The sequence below is a fragment of the Centipeda periodontii DSM 2778 genome, from assembly GCF_000213975.1.
Lineage (GTDB): Bacteria > Bacillota > Negativicutes > Selenomonadales > Selenomonadaceae > Centipeda > Centipeda periodontii.
The window spans coordinates 1,050,905-1,068,475 of record NZ_GL892076.1 but is presented as its reverse complement, the minus strand read 5'-3'; the positions used below and the strand labels follow the sequence as shown (position 1 = coordinate 1,068,475).

Below are 17,571 nucleotides of genomic sequence, written 5' to 3'. Positions count from 1 at the left end.
GGGGTATCCTTGTCAATTATTTCATCGTAAATTTCCATTTCCTTTACACTACTGCGCGCCGTCCCGGTAGTCCTTGAGCAGAAAGCGGCGCAGGATGGCAAGGTTCTTGAAGATGCGGAAGCCGAACGCGAGCAGGGCGACGTAGTAGAGGTCGATGCCGAGGCGGTCGCCGATAAAGACGAGCGCCGCCGCCAGCAGCGTATTCGAGAAGAATCCTGTGACAAAGACATGCTTGTCAAAGCGCTCCGCAACCGCCGCACGCAGGCCGCCGAATGCGGCATCGAGCGCTGCGACAAGCGCGACGGAGAAAAGCTTCGAATACGCGAGCGGGATGACGATCGGACTGTTATAGCCGATGAGGAGGCCGATCGCAAGGCTGACAATAACGATGTAGATCATTTGCTTCCCTCCTCGCGCTCCGTGGTTTCGCGCGCATAGCTCTGGCGGATGCTCCCGCGGTAGGGCGGAATGTAGACATCATCGCTCACCTTGATATCGAGCTGGATGCCCCAGACGCTCAGTGTCTCGACAACACCGCCACGCATGCGCAGGGAGTTCTCAAGCGACTTCTTGTCCCCGATGGCGCGAATCTCGAAGGGAGCGGACGAGCGCACGTTGTTCACCGAGAGCGTCGGTCCCGCGCAGCGAATCTCGGAGATCCCCGTGAGGCGCTGTCCGTTGACAGAGATCGCCTCCGCACCCGCCGCGCGCAGTTCGTTGATGACGCGCAGGAGATCGTCGTCGTGGATGATATAGAGGTTTGGATTCTCCCCTGCTTTCACGGGTTTTGCGCTGTCATCCATGCGCACGATGACGCCCTCACCCTCAAGCGGAACGAGCGCGGCACGATAGCGCAGCATGTCCTGATCCTCTTTGTTCTCTACGTCGGCGGCGGCTGCCTGCATCTTGCGCAGTTCCTCACCGAGTTCGTCACGCTCGTGCTCGGTCTGGAGCAGGCGATCGGAGATCTCTTCGATGCGCTGCTGCGAGAGTGTCCCCTTCCCATCCTGCGCCGTGCGGAACTGCACGGCGATCATGAATCCGATCAATACGCAGACGAGTGCAATGAGCCAGCCGCCCTGCCAGAATTGTTTCATTTATTTTCCCTCTGTGGTTGTCTTATCTGCAAGTTTGATAAACGGTGCATCGTAGCTGAAATCAACGAATTCCACCGTATGACGCGTGGTCTTCTGATCCTGTAAGAAATCCTGTGTGAGTCCCGCCTTCTCCGGTATGCGCTCAAGATCACCGAGGCGGATGGGCAGCGCCGTCTTTGTATAGGCAACGACGGCGGTCGGCACTGTGATGTTGACTTCGGAAATCTGCCCGATGTCCGCCGGATCGATCTTCGCAAGAAACATAATGACCTTCCCAACGCGGGCGTTGTTATTATCATCCCCGATGTAGAGATCGCGCAGTTTGACCCCCGTGATGATGGGGATGTCGGCTCCCTTGAGCGAACGATAGCTGGCAATGACCTTCCCTTGCCGATCAAAATCCAGATAGCCGTAGTCACATGCGACGGTAGCGACAGGAATCCGCTCGACGATATCCATTTCGATCTTATTCGGCAGCTGTCGCCGCACGACGGCGGACTCAATGCGCAGGTCATGGAGCAGATTCGTCGTCATGACATCCGTCTTGAGTTCAAAGAGGCGCTGTCCGTACTGAATGCGCGCAATCTCGCAGAGCTCCGCCTCATCCAGATGGACGTTGCCGCGCACGACAAGCTGCTGAAAGGTGAAGAGCGGCGAGTAGATGAGCGCGGCAATGACGGCAGCGATGCATAGGAGGTAGAACGCCCCCTTCAGAACGCGGCGAGAGCTCATCGACGGTACCCTGCCATCGCGAGGATCTTCTCACAGAGCTCGGGGAACTCGATGCCGATCGCATGTGCTGCGTCGGGCACGAGGGAGGTCGCCGTCATGCCCGGCACGGCGTTGACCTCGATGGCATAGGGCTCTCCCGTGTCACTCAGCATAACGTCGACGCGCGCAACACCTGCACATCCGCACGCTTGAAAGGCGCGAACGGAGAGCTCCTTCACGGCCGCCGTGCACTCTGCGGAAATCTCTGCGGGTACGATGTGTGTCGATGCACCCGGTGTATACTTGCTCTCATAGTCGTAGCGCCCCGAGGTGGTTGTGATCTCGATGACGGGAAGAGCCTCTGCCGATGCAGGTGTTCCCCACACAGCCACGGTCAGCTCGCGCCCGTGAATAAATTCCTCAACAAGCACCTCGTTGCCGTAGGAGAACGCCTCATCGATGGCGGGCTGCAGATCTTCCTCCCGCGTGACGATGTAGACGCCGATGCTCGACCCCTGTTCGGGGGCCTTGACGACGAGCGGGAGATCGAACTCCGTGCGAATACGCTCCGCTGTGTAAACATCACGTTCCCCCGCATGAATGCAACGGAAACGCGGCGTCGCGATCCCCTCCGCGCGGAAGATCCGCTTTGCCGTCATCTTATCCATCGTGAGTGCCGCAGCACGGACGCCCGATCCCGTATAGGGAATCCCGAGCATATCAAGCGTTCCCTGCAGCACGCCATCCTCACCGTACTTTCCATGCAGCGCATTGAATACGATCGCGGGATGGATTTTTTGAATTTCCTCGGCAAAGTTCTGGGGCTCCAGTTCCATCCCAATGGCAGGATAGCCTTTCGCGCGCAGCGCATCGAGAATCGCACCGCCCGAGCGGCGCGATACCTCCGCCTCAGTAGAGGGTCCGCCCATGATAACAACAATGGGCTGTTCGCCAGTGGCTGCCGTCCCCGCCTTCAGCTGCTCCACGAGAGCCTCTCCGACCTCGAGGATGTTGCCCGCGCCCATTGTGATGACGAGATCTCCCGCACGCACATGCTGCGCGAGGTAGCGCTCGAGATCGGCACGCTCCGGCAGGTAGACGGCGTCCTGCCCCGACTGCTTTGCGACCTCCTCCATCAGTGTCTCGCCGCTGATGCCCGGGATCGGCGTTTCACCCGCCGCATAGACATCGGTGAGGATGAGCAGGTCGGCGGCGGCAAAGCACGCGCCGAATTCCTCGCGCAGCAGCTGTGTACGTGAGTAGCGATGCGGCTGAAATACGCAGACGAGCCGACTGGGGTTCGTCTGACGCGCCGCCGCAAGCGTTACGGCGATCTCCGTCGGATGATGGGCGTAGTCGTCCACCACCCAGACACCGCGCTCCTTGCCCTTCGTCTGAAAGCGGCGCTTCGCCCCGTGGAAACCGGCAAGTGCATCCTGAATCTGCGCGAATGCGACATCCGCAAGGCGTGCAACGGCAATGCAGGCAAGCGCGTTCAGCACGTTATGGCGTCCGGGGATGTTGAGGGAGATACGTCCCAGCTCCGTGCCGCGCTCAAAGACGGTGAAGGAGATAATGGAACCGTGCGTCTCAATGTCTGCCGCACGATAGTCCGCCTCCGTGTCGATCGCATAGGAAATAACGCACCGCTTCGTTTCGCGCGCGATCTGCCGCAGGATCTCATTTTCAAAGCAGAGGATCGCCGTGCCATCCTCATCCACCTGATCGACAAACGTACGGAACGCTGCGATGATCTTCTCCATCGTGCCGTAGTGATCCATATGATCGTCCTCGACGTTTGTCACGACAGCAATGTGAGGACGCAGCTTGAGGAAGGAGCCGTCGCTCTCATCCGCTTCGGAGACGAGGTAGCGTCCTGTGCCGAGCTTCGCATTCGTACCGAGGTCGGGCACCTCGCCGCCGACGATGATGGTCGGCGATACGCCCACGCGGTCAAGAGTCACACCGATCATAGAGGTGGTCGTCGTCTTGCCATGCGAGCCCGCGACGGCGATGCCTTCATACTCATTGACGAGCGCCGCATTGATGTCCGAGCGGTGCAGCTTCGGGATGCGCAGATCCCACGCCGCAATCACCTCGGGATTGTCATACGGGATCGCCGAGGAAACGACGATGGCATCTGCGCCGCGCACGTTCTCCGCATGCTGTCCATCCGTCCACACACGCGCTCCGAGGCGCACGAGTTCCTCGATGATAGGCGATGAGCCCTGATCGGAGCCGGACACCTTGTAGCCGAGCAGGAGAAGAATCTTCGCGAGCGGACTCATTCCGGCGCCGCCGATGCCAACAAAATGTATGTTATGAATCCCCTTCAAATCCTTGAGCACAGTCCTCACCCTTCTCGTTTTCACAGAATCACCGGTATATCGAATTTCATTTTATCATTGATTCCTTACAATCCGCAGCGCAAGCGCCGCAATTTCCTCTGCCGCCTCCGGTTTTCCGAGGCGCTTCATCGCCGCCGCCATAGCCGCACGGCGCGCATCATCCGCGAGCAGGTCGTGCAGCATCTGCTCGAGCACGGCGCCGCTGAGATCTCGGTTGAGGATCACCTCTGCCGCCCCCGCTGCCTCCACGGCGCGCGCGTTCTTCTCCTGATGGTTCTCCGCCGCATACGGATACGGAATGAGGATCGCAGGTACCCCCCGTGCCGCGAGCTCGGCAAGCCCCGTCGCGCCCGCGCGAAAGACGGCAATATCCGCCATCGCCATTGCCTCGGGCATGTTGTAGAGATACGGCAGGACGCGCAGATGCGAATGCTCTTCGAGCCGCACGCCCGCATTCCGAATGCGCGCAAGCGTATCTCCGTGCTCGTCCGCGCCCGTCACATGGAGGTACTGCACATCTCTTTGCTCTGCCGCGTGCGCGATGACCTCGACCATTGCGCGGTTGATCGAGCGCGCCCCGCGGCTGCCGCCCGAGACGAGCACAGTCTTCTTCGCAGGATCGAAGCCGAAGGCCCTTGCCCCCGCTTCGCGCGTTGCCGTCAGCACCTCGGGGCGGATCGGATTGCCCGTCACATAGGTCTTTTCCCTCGGAAAAACGCGCTGTGCGTCCTCCATGCCCACGGCGATCGCCGTGGCAAACTTCGCGAGGATGCGGTTCGTCACGCCCGCAAAGACGTTCTGCTCCTGCACGAGCGTCGGTACACCTGCGAGGCTCGCCGCGAGGAGGATGGGTCCGGCGACATAGCCGCCCGTCCCAATCGCGACGTTGGGCTGAAAGCCATGCACAATGCCGCGCGCACGCGCGACCGCACGCAGAGCCCGCCACACACGTCCGATGTTTTCGAGCGAGATTTTCCGCTCGAAGCCTGCGAGATCCATTGCGATGAAGTCGATGCCCTCGCGCGGTACAATGTCTGCCTCGAGTCCGTTCTTCCCGCCGACATAGAGGATACGCGCGGATGGTTCACTCCGCTGAATCGCGCGGATGATCGTGAGCGCGGGATAGATGTGTCCGCCCGTCCCACCGCCGGATACGATGATGTTCATAGCTCGTTCACGATCCTCTTGAAGTCACGCCCGCGTTCCTCATAGCCGCCGTACATGTCAAAGCTCGCGCAGGCGGGCGAAAGCAGAACCGTCTGCGGAGGCGCGGCAAGCTCATGCGCGATCCGTACCGCCTCCTCCATATGGTAACTCGCACGGTGGATCTGCTCTGCCGAAACGCCGGCGTCCAGAGCCGCCGCTGCAAAGCGCTCCGTGGCATCGCCGACGAGGATCAGCGCATCGACACGCGCACGCACGAGCGCCATAAACTCCGTGAGATCGGTCAACTTGTCGTCGCCGCCCGCAATCAGGATGATATGCCCATCGAACGCCTCGAGCGCCTTGATCGCCGAATCCGTATTCGTTGCCTTGGAGTCGTTGTAGTAGCTGACGCCGTCCAGTGTACGCACGAACTCGATGCGATGCTCCACGCCCTTGAACGCGCGCAGGACCGGACGCATCTCAGCGGACGTCACGCCTGCAAGAAACGCCATTGCCGCCGCTGCAAGTGCATTCTCGACATTGTGCCCGCCCGGAATGCCAAGTTCATGCGTCGCAATGAGTACATTCTCCTCGCCATCCCAGCGAATGACGATCATGCCGTCCGCACGCACGGTCGCCCCCTCTGCAAGTTCCTCGCGGCGGCTGAAGAAGCAGACACGCCCCTTTGCGCGCTCTGCCATGCCGCGCGTATGCGGATCGTCATAGTTCAGCACGAGGAAGTCCTCCGCTGTCTGCGCAGCGAAGAGCTTCTCCTTCATCGCCTGATAGACCTCCATCGAGCCGTGACGGATGATGTGGTCGGGGGTCACGTTCAGCTCCGCGACGATTGCCGCGTGAAAATGCGTGGTCGCCTCCATCTGATAGCTCGAGATCTCTGCCGCGATCGCGCCATCCGCCGGGATCTCCTGTGCCACGTCGATCAGGGGCACACCGATGTTGCCGCCGACGCCGACCGATGGAAAATGCGCGCGCAAAAGCTCGCCAAGAAGCGTTGTGGTCGTGGTCTTGCCGTTCGTCCCCGTGATGGCATAGATGGGTGCGCGTGCGATCTCACCCGCCAGTTCCACCTCTGTGGTGACGCGAATACCGCGCGTTCGTGCGCTGCGAACGAGCGGGATACGCTCGGGGACGGCAGGCGAGAGCACAATGAGATCGGTACCGTCCAGCAGTTCTTCCCTTTGTGCACCAAAGACGCAGGAGATTCCCTGCGTCCGCAAATCCTCAATATGTTGCTGTGTCAGCGGATCCTTTTCCGCGTCCGCCTCTTCCTTTGCGTCCGAGAGCGTCACACGCGCGCCCGCCGCCGCAAGGTATTTCGCCGCCGCAAAGCCGCTGATGCCCGCCCCGATGACGAGCGCAGACTGATTCTGATAGGACAATTCCCTGTGTCCCCCTTATCGGTAAAAATATTTATGACATAAGTACGACAAATCCAGCGAGAAGCGCCCCCGCTGCGCCGACTGCCCAGAACGTATAGACCACGCGCGTCTCGCTCCATCCGCCGAGCTCAAAGTGATGATGAATCGGGCTCATGCGAAAGATGCGCTTGCCGCATGTCTGGAACGAGATGACCTGCAGGATCACGGATAGTGCCTCGCAGACAAAGACAAAGCCGACGATGGGCAGCAGCGCCTCCGTATGCGAGAGGATCGCCACGCCCGCAAGCGCTCCGCCGAGTGCGAGCGAGCCCGTATCGCCCATAAAAATGCGTGCCGGATGATGATTATACCACAAAAAGCCTACGCATGCACCAATTATTGCCGCAGAGAACACCATCAACCCATTGTCCGTACCGTACATGAGCGCCGCATAGAAGAGCGCTGCCACGGCGACCGTGCCGGAGGCAAGACCATCGAGCCCATCCGTCAGATTGACAGCATTCGACGTGCCCACGAGGACGAATACGACAAGCAGATAGTAGAGCGCGCCGATGTCCCACGTTTCTCCGAGAATCGGTACCCATACGCTCGTATCGTGTCCCAAGAGAACGCGCCCGATCAGTATGGTGACGAGGGAGATGCCGAGCTGCCCGAGGAGTTTTTGATAGGCGCGCAGGCCGAGATTGCGCTTCTTGACCACCTTGATATAGTCATCTGCAAAGCCGAGCAGAAAATGACCGAGGAAGATGAAGAGTGCGAGCAGTGTCGTTACCGTGAGTGGTGCAAAGAGGAGTGTCGCTGCGGTCACGGCAAGCACGATCATCACACCGCCCATCGTGGGCGTCCCACTCTTCTGCCGATGACTCGCCGGTCCCTCCTCACGGATGCTCTGTCCGTATTTCAGTCGGTGCAGGAACGGGAGGAAGTAGACGCCGCTGAAAAGCACGATAGCAAGTGAAGTCACAACACTTAAAAGGATACTCAGCTGCGGCGAGAGATCCGAGATATGTCCCATCAGTGCCCCGCTTCCTCTTCGGTCAGGAGCGCAATGATCTGCTCCATCTTCATGCCGCGCGACCCCTTGAAGAGAACAGTGTCACCATCCACGAGCATCTCGCGCAGATATTTCGCCGCCGCCTCATGGCTCTCTGCATGATAACAGACGGAGCAGCCCGCCGCCTCTGCCGCCTTATGCATCCACCGTGCCTGTTCGCCATAGGTCACCAGTGCCGCAAAGCCGAGCTCTGCAACGCGTTTTCCAATTTCCCTGTGCGCCTCCTCGGCTGCCGCGCCGAGCTCGAGCATATCGCCGAGCACGGCGATCCTGCGCCCATGATAGAGCGAAGCCGTCGTTTCGATCGCGGCGCACATAGATGAGGGGCTTGCATTGTAGGCATCGTTGATGAATCGCCGTGCGCCGATCTCATGCACCTCATAGCGCATCTTGGTCGGGGTGAGTGTACGCAGCCCCGCCTGCATCTCCTGCGGCGTGCATCCGAGGACGAAACCTGCCGCAAGTGCCGCAAGTGCATTGCTGACATTGTGCCGTCCCGCCAGCGGTATGCTGTAGTCATGCCGCTCGTTGCCCCACGTCACCATGAACTGCGAGCCGCCCGCCGCAAGACGCAGTGCCTCGGCACGGATATCCGCATCTGCGCCGATGCCATAGGTGAGAATGCGCACGCCGTCTGCCGCCATCGGACGCATCGCAGCGACGCGTTCATCGTCCGCGTTGAGGAGCACGGTTCCGCCCGCAGGGATCGCCTCTACGAGTTCTGCCTTTGCCTTTGCAATATTTTCGATGGAACCGAGCAACTCCATGTGCACCTCGCAGACATTCGTCACAATGCCGATATTCGGCGCAGCAACGGGTGCGAGCGCGGCGATCTGTCCCAGCCCGCGCATGCCGATCTCCACGACGGCGGCGGTATCATCCTCCGTGATGCCGAGCAGTGTCAGCGGCAGTCCGACCTCGTTGTTATAGTTCGCCGCCGTGCGGCAGACCGCGCCGCGCCCCGAGAGGACGGCTGCCGTCAGGTCCTTCGTCGTGGTCTTGCCGTTCGAGCCCGTGATTGCAACGACGGGGATGTCGAACTTCATGCGCCACGCATGCGCGATCTCTTGGTAGGCCTTCAGTGTATCCGGCACTGTGAGGACTGTCCCCTTTTCCTTCTTCAGATCCTTCTGCACGGAGGCAGACAGAGGCGCATTGACGAGGACTGCCGCAGCGCCCTTGTGAAGCGCATCCGCAGCAAAATCTGCACCATCAAAATTCTCCCCGCGCAGGGCAATGAAGAGGTCACCTGCCGCGATCTTCCGCGTATCCGTCGTGATATGGGGGATCGTATCATTCCCACGCAGTTTTCCACTGTGTACCTCGGCATCCGTTGCCGCAAGCACCTCATCCCATGTCATCGCCATATCACAGCCCCCCGATCGCTTCGCGCGCCGTCTCGCGGTCATCGAAGTGAATTGTTTTGTCCTTTAAGATTTGGTAGTTTTCATGTCCCTTGCCGAGAATGACCACCGTGTCGCCCTTCTGCGCCCTTTGGACGGCGTGAAAGATTGCCGTACGGCGGTCGACGAGCTTTTCGTACGGCTTGTCACCGATGACGGGCAGAACGCCCGTCTCGACCTCATCCAAAATCGCTGCCGGATCCTCCGTGCGCGGGTTGTCGGATGTCAGCACGACGATGTCCGCCAGCTCCGCCGCCATACGCCCCATGATCGGCCGCTTCGTCCGATCGCGGTCGCCGCCGCAGCCGAAGACGGCGATGATACGCCCCGCCGTCACGGCACGCGCCGTGCGCAGCACATTTTCCATGCCGTCCGGCGTATGTGCATAGTCCACGATGACGGAGAAATCCTGCCCCGCGCGCACGAGTTCGAATCGTCCCGGCACACCCGCGAAGTCCATGAGCGCAGCTTCGATGTCCGCCGCCGCCACCTTCTCCGCGAGCGCCGCGCCCGTCGCTGCGAGCACGTTATAGACGTTGAACAGGCCTGTGATGCCGATATGCAGACGGGAGAGCTCCGCGCCATCATGAACGAGCACCAGCTCCATGCCATCCTGCGCCAGATGCACATCGTGCACCATCAGAGCAGCATCATGCTCCACGCCATAGGAAATGATCGGACAGAGCGCATGTGCACGCATCGCTTTGCTCCATGCATCATCTGCGTTGAGCACCGCTGTCTTGCCCGTCTTTGCCCCCTCTGCCGACACGAGGTCGAAGAGCCGTGCCTTTGCGCGCGCGTAGTTCTCCATCGTCTTGTGGTAGTCGAGATGATCCTGTGTCAGATTCGTGAACACCGCCGTATCGAACTCGATGCCCGCAACGCGCCCCTGATCGAGTGCATGCGAGGAAACCTCCATGACGACAGCATCCATTTTGCGCGTGCGCATCTCAGCGAGCAGCTGCTGCATGACGATGACATCGGGCGTCGTGTTTGCCGTGGGGAACACCTCGTCCTCCATCATGACTTGGATCGTTCCGATGAGTCCGACGCGCCTGCCCGCATGGCGCAGGATCGCACGCGTGAGATAGCTCGTCGTGGTCTTGCCGTTCGTCCCTGTGATGCCAATCACGCGCATTGCGCGCGCGGGATAGTCATAGAAATAGGGAACAATCACGTCCAGTGCCTCCTCGATGTTCGGCACATGGAGGACAGAGATCCCGTCGGGCACATCGACGCTTTCCCGCTGCGTCAAAATAGCGCGAGCTCCTGCCCGCGCCACATTCGGTATAAAGCTGTGTGCATCGACATGAGCGCCCGCGATGCAGGCAAAAAGCGCCCCATCCCCCACCTGCCTCGAGTCTCGCTCGATGCTCGTGATCACGGCATCATCGCCCGCGATACGCGCACCCGGCACAAGGGCAGCGAGTTCCTTCAGCCGCTTCGTCATTGCCCATCATTCCCCTTCATGCGAAAAATACATATTCTGCGGTACCTGCATGTGCAGCTGCTCCACCGCAATCGACTCGATCCGCGCAGGCGATTTCAACTGTGCGATCTCGATCTTGAGCCGCTCGTTCTCCTGCTCGAGCTGATCGGCGGTCTGCTGCGTCTCAAGCAGTGTATAGCCGTTCTTTGCCCCGATACCGCCAAGCAGCGTCACGACCATCGCGCCGAACGCAATCAGGAAGAAGATCGCGCGCAGGCAGTTGCGCAGATTCGTATTCACTTCCCGTCGGATCAGCGGTTCCTTCGGCGGTTCCACCTGTGGTGCGGGCGCTGCCACTTCCTCGTATTCGTACGTATACAGTTTACGTGCCGCCACGCGCCCTCACCTCCTTGATCTATTGATTTCCTCGTTTATAACTTCTCTGCCGTGCGCAGCTTTGCGCTCTTTGCCCGCGAATTCTCCGCACATTCTGCCGCACTTGCCGCGCGTGCCTTGCCGATGAGCCTCAGTTCCGCCGTATGACTGCAGATACAGACAGGCGTATGCGGCGGACAAATACATCCCTGCGCCAGTTGTTTCAATGTTTGCTTTACAATGCGATCCTCGAGCGAGTGGAACGTGATAACGGCAAGGCGCCCACCCGTGCGGAGCGCGTGCGCAGCATCCACGATCGCATCCGCGAGAATCGTCAGTTCCTCGTTGACCTCGATGCGAATCGCCTGAAAGATACGCTTGGCGGGATGGCCGCCCTTCGCACGCACCTTCTTCGGCACGGCGCGGTCGATGACGGCGACGAGCTGCCCCGTTGTTTCAATAGGACGGGACTTTCGTTCCTCTTCAATGAATGCGGCAATGCGCTTTGCCCAACGCTCTTCCCCATAGTTGTAGAAGATCTCCGTGAGCTCTGCCGCTGTGTATTCGTTGACGACGGTGTAGGCGCTTCGTACGGCACGCCGGTCCATGCGCATATCGAGCGGTGCATCCTGCATATAGGAGAAGCCGCGCTCCGCCGTATCGATCTGCGGCGAGGAGATGCCGAGATCAAAGAGAATGCCGTCCACCTTGGATACACCCTTATGCGCGAGGATGTCCCGCAGATGACGGAAGTTATTGTGCACAAGCGTGACCTGACAGGCTGCGTCCGCAAGACGCTCACGCGCTGCCGCAATCGCCAGCTCGTCCTGATCGATGCCGATCAGGTGTCCCTCAGAGGAAAGTTTTGCCGCGATCCGTCCCGCATGCCCTGCGCCTCCGAGCGTACAGTCCACATAGATGCCATTCGGACGGATGCAGAGCGCCTCGATCGTTTCCTCGGGCAGAACGCTCACGTGGTGAAAGTCACTCATATCGTAATCCCATAGCCCGCGAGCTGCGTCGAGATCTCCGTGATGTTCGGATCGACCTCACCCGCATAGCGGAGCCACTTCTCCTTGTCCCACACCTCGATGCGCGCGTCTGCGCCCGTGAGAATGACGTCCTGCTTGAGCCCGATGTTCGCATAGGCACGCAGATTCGCGGGCACGAGAAAACGCCCCTGTTTGTCGCATTCGAGCGTGCGTGCACCCGCGATGAAGAAGCGCGCAAAGGCGCGTGCATTCGGATCGGCGATCGAGAGCGTACGCAGCTTTGCCGCGAACTCGTCCCATGCCGCCTGCGGGAAGAGGAAGAGACTGCCGTCGAGCCCCTTTGTGATGATGAACGAAACGCCGAGCTCCTGCCGGAAATCGGCGGGCAGGATGACGCGGCCCTTGGCATCAATGCTGTGGGCGTATTCCCCCATGAACATCCGGCCGCACCACCCTTCTGGATTTGCTCGCCACTCTGTGGCACATTCCACCACAATCCACCACTTTTACTAACAGTTATAGCAAAAACCCCCTTTCTTTTCAAGAAAACAGGCATTCCCTTTTACTTGTATATGATTTTTAGACCCCTGCTCATACCGCGAAATAAAAGGGACGTTCCATATTGTTTAGTTGTGTATTAAACATAAAAAAGGGACTTACCTCCTATACGGAAATAAGTCCCTAAGTACGTTGTTTTCAGACAAGTTCGTGTGCGATCATGTACTCCGCAATCTGAAGTGTATTCAGCGCCGCGCCCTTGCGAATCTGATCGCCGCAGATCCAGAAGTTCAGCGCATTCTCCGTCGACTCATCAAGACGCAGGCGACCGACCTCGACGTCCGTCTTACCTGAGGTAAAGAGCGGCATTGGGTACTCCTGCTCTGCGGGATTGTCACGCAGGATGACGCCGGGAAATGCCGCAAGCGCCTTTCGTGCATCCTCAAGCGAGACCGCGCTCTCGAACTCGACGTTGACGGATTCGGCATGGCTGCGGTAAACGGGCACGCGCACGGTGGTCGCCGTGATGCGCAGCGTGTCGTCCCCCATAATCTTCTTCGTCTCATTGATCATCTTCATCTCCTCTTTGGTATAGAGGTTGTCCATGAAGACGTCAATCTGCGGGATGAGGTTGAATGCGATCGGGTAATGTTTCGGCAGAGAGCTCACCGGCAGAATATTTGCCTCGGCTTCCTTCCCCTCAGACAGTGCCGCAACCTGCATTTCAAGCTCCGCCATGCCCTCCTTGCCTGCACCGGAAACCGCCTGATAGGTGGAGACAACGATGCGGCGAATCTTCGCGAGGTCGTACAGCGGCTTGAGTCCCATGACCATGATGATGGTCGAGCAGTTCGGGTTCGCGATGATGCCCTTGTGGTTCTTGATCGCCTCTGGGTTGACCTCGGGCACGACGAGCGGCACCTCCGGATCCATGCGGAACGCACTTGAGTTGTCCACAACGATGGCGCCCGCCTTGACGGCGTGGGGAGCGAACTCCTTGCTCGCCGCACCGCCCGCGAAGAGTGCAATGTCGATCCCCGCAAAAGAGTCCGGCGTCGTTTCCTCGACCGTATACTCCTTGCCCATAAAGGCAATCTTCTTGCCCGCCGAGCGGCTCGACGCGAGGAGGCGCAGCTCCGAGAACGGGAACTTCCTCTCCTCGATAAGATTCAGGAACTCCTGACCGACAGCGCCCGTTGCGCCGAGAATGGCTACGCGATATTTCTTCATGATGAACGCCCCTTACAACAATTTATCCAGTCCAACCGTGAGCGATTTGAGGTCGTGCACCTTCTTCGCGGCAAGCACAACGCCCGGCATAAAGGACTCACGGTTCAGTGAGTCGTGGCGAATGGTAAGTGTCTGCCCGAGTCCGCCGAAGATGACCTCCTGATGTGCAACATAGCCCGGCAGACGTACGCTGTGGATGTGCATCCCCTCGTAGTCCGCGCCGCGTGCGCCCGCGATCTTCTCCTCTTCGCCCGGATGTCCTTGTGCATGCGCTGTGCGCACCTCCGCGATCATCGCCGCCGTCTGCACCGCCGTACCCGAGGGTGCATCCAGCTTGTTGTCATGGTGGAGCTCGATGATCTCGACCTCGGGCATGTACTTTGCCGCCATGCGGCTCATCAGCATCATCAGGACCGCACCGATCGCGAAATTCGGTGCAATGAACGCGGGCGTATCGTTTTCATCCGCTGCCGCCTTGATCGCCGCCTTCTGTTCCTCGGTCAGCCCCGTTGTGCCCACCACGGGTGAAACTTTGTGTGCGAGCGCCGTCAGCACATTCCCATAGACCACATCGGGACGCGTGAAGTCAATCATCACATCGGGCTTCAATCGCTCGAGCGCGGCGGCGAGATCTGTTTCCACACAGATGCCGTTTTTCGCCGTCCCCGCGAGTTCTCCCGCATCCGCACCGCCCGTGATGTCCACCGCACCGACGAGTTCCAGATCCGCATCGTCAATCACAGCTTTCAGCACCGCGCGCCCCATGCGCCCTGCAGCACCGTTTACCAAAACCTTGGTCAAGGCTATCTCCTCCCAAATACAGTATGCCGTTATTCTAGCCCAGAGAATCCCCATGTGTCAAGGAATACAAACAGAAAGGAATTTCACTTTGCAGGGAATCGCTGATAAAATGAAGGCCGTCCGATTGGCGTAAATTTTTTCGTCCGAACAAGGAGACAAACCGGACGCATAGCAAGGGCTATGTGGATGATTTGTCGACACAGTACGGGCAAAAAAGATACGTCAAGATGGCGTGGCTGAATTTATCAGTGCTTCCCAAGTTCCAACTTCTGTAGAATTGCATTTTGCAGTGTCTGAGAGAAATTCAGTCCAATGCGTTCTGCCTCGACGTTCATCCAGTATGGTACAGACAGCGTTTTCTTGACAAAACGCTTGCTCTGTTTCTCACGAAACGCAGGCATAAATGCCTCTATCAGTATAAACATCTCATTCTTCTGCAGTTCCTCCTGCTCTGCGAGCATCTTCATCGAAGACGGCCTCGGAATCTCCTCCTCGTCCTGTTCCATGCCATAAAGGTGCAGGGTAAGAGCCTCACGTGCCATGCGCACGGCTTCCTCCTCATCGCTCCCGAATGTGACACACCCCGGCAAATCCGGAAACACGATATGCACCCCATCTTTTTCGTAACTGAAAATCGCAGGATAGCGATAAAAGTCCGGAAACATATTGTCCTCCTTAAAACTTAAGCCCCGATTGCTTCTCGATGCTCTTCAGATCACGAACACCCATATCCTTGACCGGATGTCGAAGCGTCACCTTGCCCGGCTTCGTTGGATGCTTGAATTGGTGATGATCGCCGACACAGTTTACCTCAAACCAGCCGTCTGCCAAAAGCATTTTCAGAACATCTCTTGAGGAATAGCTTTTCATATCCATCCTCCTTGCCCTTACCACGCATTTTACTACGCATCAACATAGAGTTCAACTATCGTGGTCTCAAACCTCCCGCATATGCTCGAAGCGTTCACGGTACTGGCGCATGAGCGTCGGCAAAACAAAGGAAAGGGCGGCGGGATCGTCCACTGTGGCAAGTGCCGCACGACGTGCGAGGAGCAGGAGGTCCATGTCGGCGAGCACGTCCGCAATCTTCAGGTCGCCGAGGCCGTGCTGCATCGCGCCGAAGAACTGTCCGGGACCGCGCAGACGCAGATCCTCCTCGGCGAGGCGAAAGCCGTCGCTCGTCTGCTCGATGACCTTGAGCCGCTCCTCGGACGCCGCGCTCCGTCCGGCAATGAGGATGCAGTAGGAGGCATAGGAGCCGCGCCCGACACGCCCGCGCAGCTGATGCAGCTGGGAGAGTCCGAAGCGCTCGGCATGCTCCACGACGAGGATGCTCGCATTCGGCACGTTGACGCCGACCTCGATGACCGTGGTCGAAACGAGCAGCTTGATGCGATTGGTATAGAAGCCCTCCATCACGGCTTCCTTCTCCGCAGACTTCATGCGCCCGTGCAGAAGCCCGCAGGGAATCCCGCGAAAGATGCCCCGCGCCAGTTCCTCGTAGACCTCCTCGACGCATGGCAGGTCACTCTCCTCGCTCGCTTCAATGAGCGGGCAAACGACATATGCCTGCCGCCCGCTTTCGATCTCTCTGCGCACAAATGCGTAGATTTTTTCACGTGCTGTTTCATCGCGCAGAAACGTCCGCACGGGCTGCCGCCCCGGCGGCAGATGCTCGATGCGCGAGACATCGAGATCGCCGTAGACCGTGAGCGTCATCGTGCGAGGGATCGGGGTCGCCGTCATGACGAGCACATCGGGCGTCACCACGCTTTTTTTCTCGAGTGCCGCACGCTGTGCCACGCCGAAGCGATGCTGTTCGTCCGTTACGACCAACCCCAGTGCATCAAATGAAACGCCGTCCTGAATCAGAGCATGTGTGCCGACGACAATATCCACCTCATGTGCCGCAAGTGCCGCCGCAGCTTCGGTGCGCTCCTTCTTCGCGAGCCGCCCCGTAAGGAATCCAATGCGCACACCGAGCGGCGTGAGCAGCTCCCGTAGGGTATCGTAATGCTGATGTGCAAGGATCTCCGTTGGTGCCATCAGCGCCCCCTGATGTCCGTTCTCCACCGTCTTGACAAGCGCGAGCAGGGCGATTGCCGTCTTACCCGAACCGACATCCCCCTGCACAAGACGGCGCATCGGGAGTGGCGACTCCATATCGCGTGCGATCTCCCCCCACACCTTCGCCTGATCCTCTGTCAGGTCGAAGGGGAGTGCCGCAAGCACACGCGCGACAAGCTCGCCGTTCGCAGCATGTGCAATGCCTTCCTGCTCCTCTGCCGTACGCTTCTTGAGTGCGAGCAGTCCGCATTGGATGAGATAGAGTTCCTCGAACGCAAGCCGTCGCCGCGCCGCGCGCAGCTCCTCCTCACGCCTTGGAAAGTGAATCTGTCGAAAGGCGGCCATACGTCCGACGAGATGATATTCTTCACGAATGCGCTGCGGCAAATTCTCTGCAAGCTCCCCCCCAGCCTGCGCGAGAGCGTACTCCATCATCTGCCGCAGCTGTTTCTGCGTCAGCCCCTCCGTCGCCGCATAGACGGGCAGAATGCCGAGATGTGCCTCCGCCTCATCGCGTGCACCGAGCATTTCAAACGATGTGATGTTCGAAAGGGCGATCTGCCCGCCTCCGTTATAGGCATAGTCCGCCTTGCCCGTGAGGAGGATGCGCCGTCCCTCGCGCAGCTTTGATTTCAAAAAGCGCTGATTGAACCAGAGCGCCTGCGCATAGCCCGTCCCATCGCCGACGAGCGCCGTCAGCACGGTAAACCCGCGCCGCCGCGTCTGTCGCTCCGTCACCTGCTGAATGACGCCGAGCACAGTCGCACGTTCCCCTGCGTGTAGCTGCGCAATCGGGGTGATGCGGCTCTGATCCTCGTAGGCGCGCGGATAGTACGTCAGGAGATCGTAGACCGTCTGAATGCCGAGGCGTGTAAACGCCGCTGCCTTCTTGACGCCGACACCGCGCACCTTGTTGATGCTGTCCGTGAGATTCATCGCGCCTCCTTCCATTGATAAAAAAGGGGCTGTTGCACGAAGCTGGAAAACTTCGTGCAACAGCCCTTGTCGTTATGTCAGCAG

General features: G+C 59.3%; 17 protein-coding genes and 1 pseudogene. 1 reads left to right on the top strand and 17 read right to left on the bottom strand.

All coding sequences use genetic code 11. The annotated features are described in order from the left end of the window. Nucleotides 1–48: 48 nt before the first annotated feature. The 14 genes from HMPREF9081_RS04695 to dapB form a co-directional block, all read right to left on the bottom strand. On the bottom strand, nt 49–399 hold the full coding sequence (locus HMPREF9081_RS04695) for a small basic family protein (protein ID WP_006305886.1): 351 nt from the start codon (nt 397–399) through the stop codon (nt 49–51). Continuing rightward, nucleotides 396–1,097, bottom strand: a complete 702-nt coding sequence (locus tag HMPREF9081_RS04690) for a DUF881 domain-containing protein (protein WP_006305885.1) — start codon at nt 1,095–1,097, stop codon at nt 396–398. Before HMPREF9081_RS04690 ends, HMPREF9081_RS04695 begins: the two co-directional genes overlap by 4 nt. Next, entirely contained in the window at nt 1,098–1,829 is a 732-nt protein-coding gene (locus HMPREF9081_RS04685) for a cell division protein FtsQ/DivIB (RefSeq protein ID WP_006305884.1), read from the bottom strand. Continuing rightward, nucleotides 1,826–4,156, bottom strand: a complete 2,331-nt coding sequence (gene murC / locus HMPREF9081_RS04680; protein WP_006305883.1) for a UDP-N-acetylmuramate--L-alanine ligase — start codon at nt 4,154–4,156, stop codon at nt 1,826–1,828. The genes HMPREF9081_RS04685 and murC overlap by 4 nt, the downstream gene beginning before the upstream one ends. A gap of 54 nt (nt 4,157–4,210) precedes the next feature. Further along, nucleotides 4,211–5,323, bottom strand: coding sequence for an undecaprenyldiphospho-muramoylpentapeptide beta-N-acetylglucosaminyltransferase (murG, locus tag HMPREF9081_RS04675; RefSeq protein WP_006305875.1), 1,113 nt, complete (start codon nt 5,321–5,323; stop codon nt 4,211–4,213). After that, complete coding sequence (gene murD / locus HMPREF9081_RS04670) at nt 5,320–6,702, bottom strand: UDP-N-acetylmuramoyl-L-alanine--D-glutamate ligase (RefSeq protein ID WP_006305873.1); 1,383 nt, start codon at nt 6,700–6,702, stop codon at nt 5,320–5,322. Before murD ends, murG begins: the two co-directional genes overlap by 4 nt. Before the next feature lie 31 nt (nt 6,703–6,733). Then, nucleotides 6,734–7,717, bottom strand: coding sequence for a phospho-N-acetylmuramoyl-pentapeptide-transferase (gene mraY / locus HMPREF9081_RS04665; RefSeq protein WP_006305871.1), 984 nt, complete (start codon nt 7,715–7,717; stop codon nt 6,734–6,736). Continuing rightward, nucleotides 7,717–9,123 carry a UDP-N-acetylmuramoyl-tripeptide--D-alanyl-D-alanine ligase gene (locus tag HMPREF9081_RS04660; RefSeq protein WP_006305870.1) on the bottom strand — a complete coding sequence of 469 codons (1,407 nt, stop codon included), beginning with the start codon at nt 9,121–9,123 and terminating at the stop codon, nt 7,717–7,719. Before HMPREF9081_RS04660 ends, mraY begins: the two co-directional genes overlap by 1 nt. Nucleotide 9,124: 1 nt before the next feature. Beyond that, on the bottom strand, nt 9,125–10,609 hold the full coding sequence (locus HMPREF9081_RS04655) for a UDP-N-acetylmuramoyl-L-alanyl-D-glutamate--2,6-diaminopimelate ligase (RefSeq protein ID WP_006305867.1): 1,485 nt from the start codon (nt 10,607–10,609) through the stop codon (nt 9,125–9,127). 6 nt (nt 10,610–10,615) lie between these two features. Next, on the bottom strand, nt 10,616–10,984 hold the full coding sequence (locus HMPREF9081_RS04650) for a cell division protein FtsL (protein ID WP_006305866.1): 369 nt from the start codon (nt 10,982–10,984) through the stop codon (nt 10,616–10,618). Nucleotides 10,985–11,019: 35 nt separating this feature from the next. Then, complete coding sequence (gene rsmH / locus HMPREF9081_RS04645) at nt 11,020–11,955, bottom strand: 16S rRNA (cytosine(1402)-N(4))-methyltransferase RsmH (RefSeq protein WP_006305865.1); 936 nt, start codon at nt 11,953–11,955, stop codon at nt 11,020–11,022. Beyond that, the gene (gene mraZ, locus HMPREF9081_RS04640; RefSeq protein ID WP_006305864.1) at nt 11,952–12,395 is read right to left on the bottom strand and encodes a division/cell wall cluster transcriptional repressor MraZ; all 444 of its coding nucleotides are present in this window, start codon (nt 12,393–12,395) and stop codon (nt 11,952–11,954) included. The genes rsmH and mraZ overlap by 4 nt, the downstream gene beginning before the upstream one ends. Nucleotides 12,396–12,651: 256 nt before the next feature. Next, a complete protein-coding gene (locus tag HMPREF9081_RS04635; RefSeq protein WP_006305861.1) occupies nt 12,652–13,683 on the bottom strand; it encodes an aspartate-semialdehyde dehydrogenase in 1,032 nt (343 codons plus the stop codon). A 12-nt stretch (nt 13,684–13,695) separates the two neighbouring features. Continuing rightward, nucleotides 13,696–14,484, bottom strand: coding sequence for a 4-hydroxy-tetrahydrodipicolinate reductase (gene dapB, locus HMPREF9081_RS04630; RefSeq protein ID WP_040394530.1), 789 nt, complete (start codon nt 14,482–14,484; stop codon nt 13,696–13,698). A 109-nt stretch (nt 14,485–14,593) separates the two neighbouring features. On the opposite strand from dapB, the pseudogene HMPREF9081_RS14430 reads away from it, so the two are divergent. Further along, nucleotides 14,594–14,759, top strand: a pseudogene (locus HMPREF9081_RS14430) (secretion protein HlyD). Here HMPREF9081_RS14430 and HMPREF9081_RS04625 read toward each other — a convergent pair. From HMPREF9081_RS04625 to recG, 3 genes are all read right to left on the bottom strand, one after another. After that, nucleotides 14,730–15,149 (bottom strand): type II toxin-antitoxin system HicB family antitoxin, encoded by a 420-nt coding sequence (locus tag HMPREF9081_RS04625; RefSeq protein ID WP_006305859.1) that lies wholly within the window; start codon nt 15,147–15,149, stop codon nt 14,730–14,732. The pseudogene HMPREF9081_RS14430 and the gene HMPREF9081_RS04625 sit on opposite strands and share 30 nt — an antisense overlap. Before the next feature lie 10 nt (nt 15,150–15,159). Next, the gene (locus HMPREF9081_RS04620; protein ID WP_040394528.1) at nt 15,160–15,354 is read right to left on the bottom strand and encodes a type II toxin-antitoxin system HicA family toxin; all 195 of its coding nucleotides are present in this window, start codon (nt 15,352–15,354) and stop codon (nt 15,160–15,162) included. A gap of 66 nt (nt 15,355–15,420) precedes the next feature. Further along, nucleotides 15,421–17,487, bottom strand: a complete 2,067-nt coding sequence (gene recG, locus HMPREF9081_RS04615) for an ATP-dependent DNA helicase RecG (RefSeq protein WP_006305857.1) — start codon at nt 17,485–17,487, stop codon at nt 15,421–15,423. Nucleotides 17,488–17,571 lie beyond the last annotated feature (84 nt).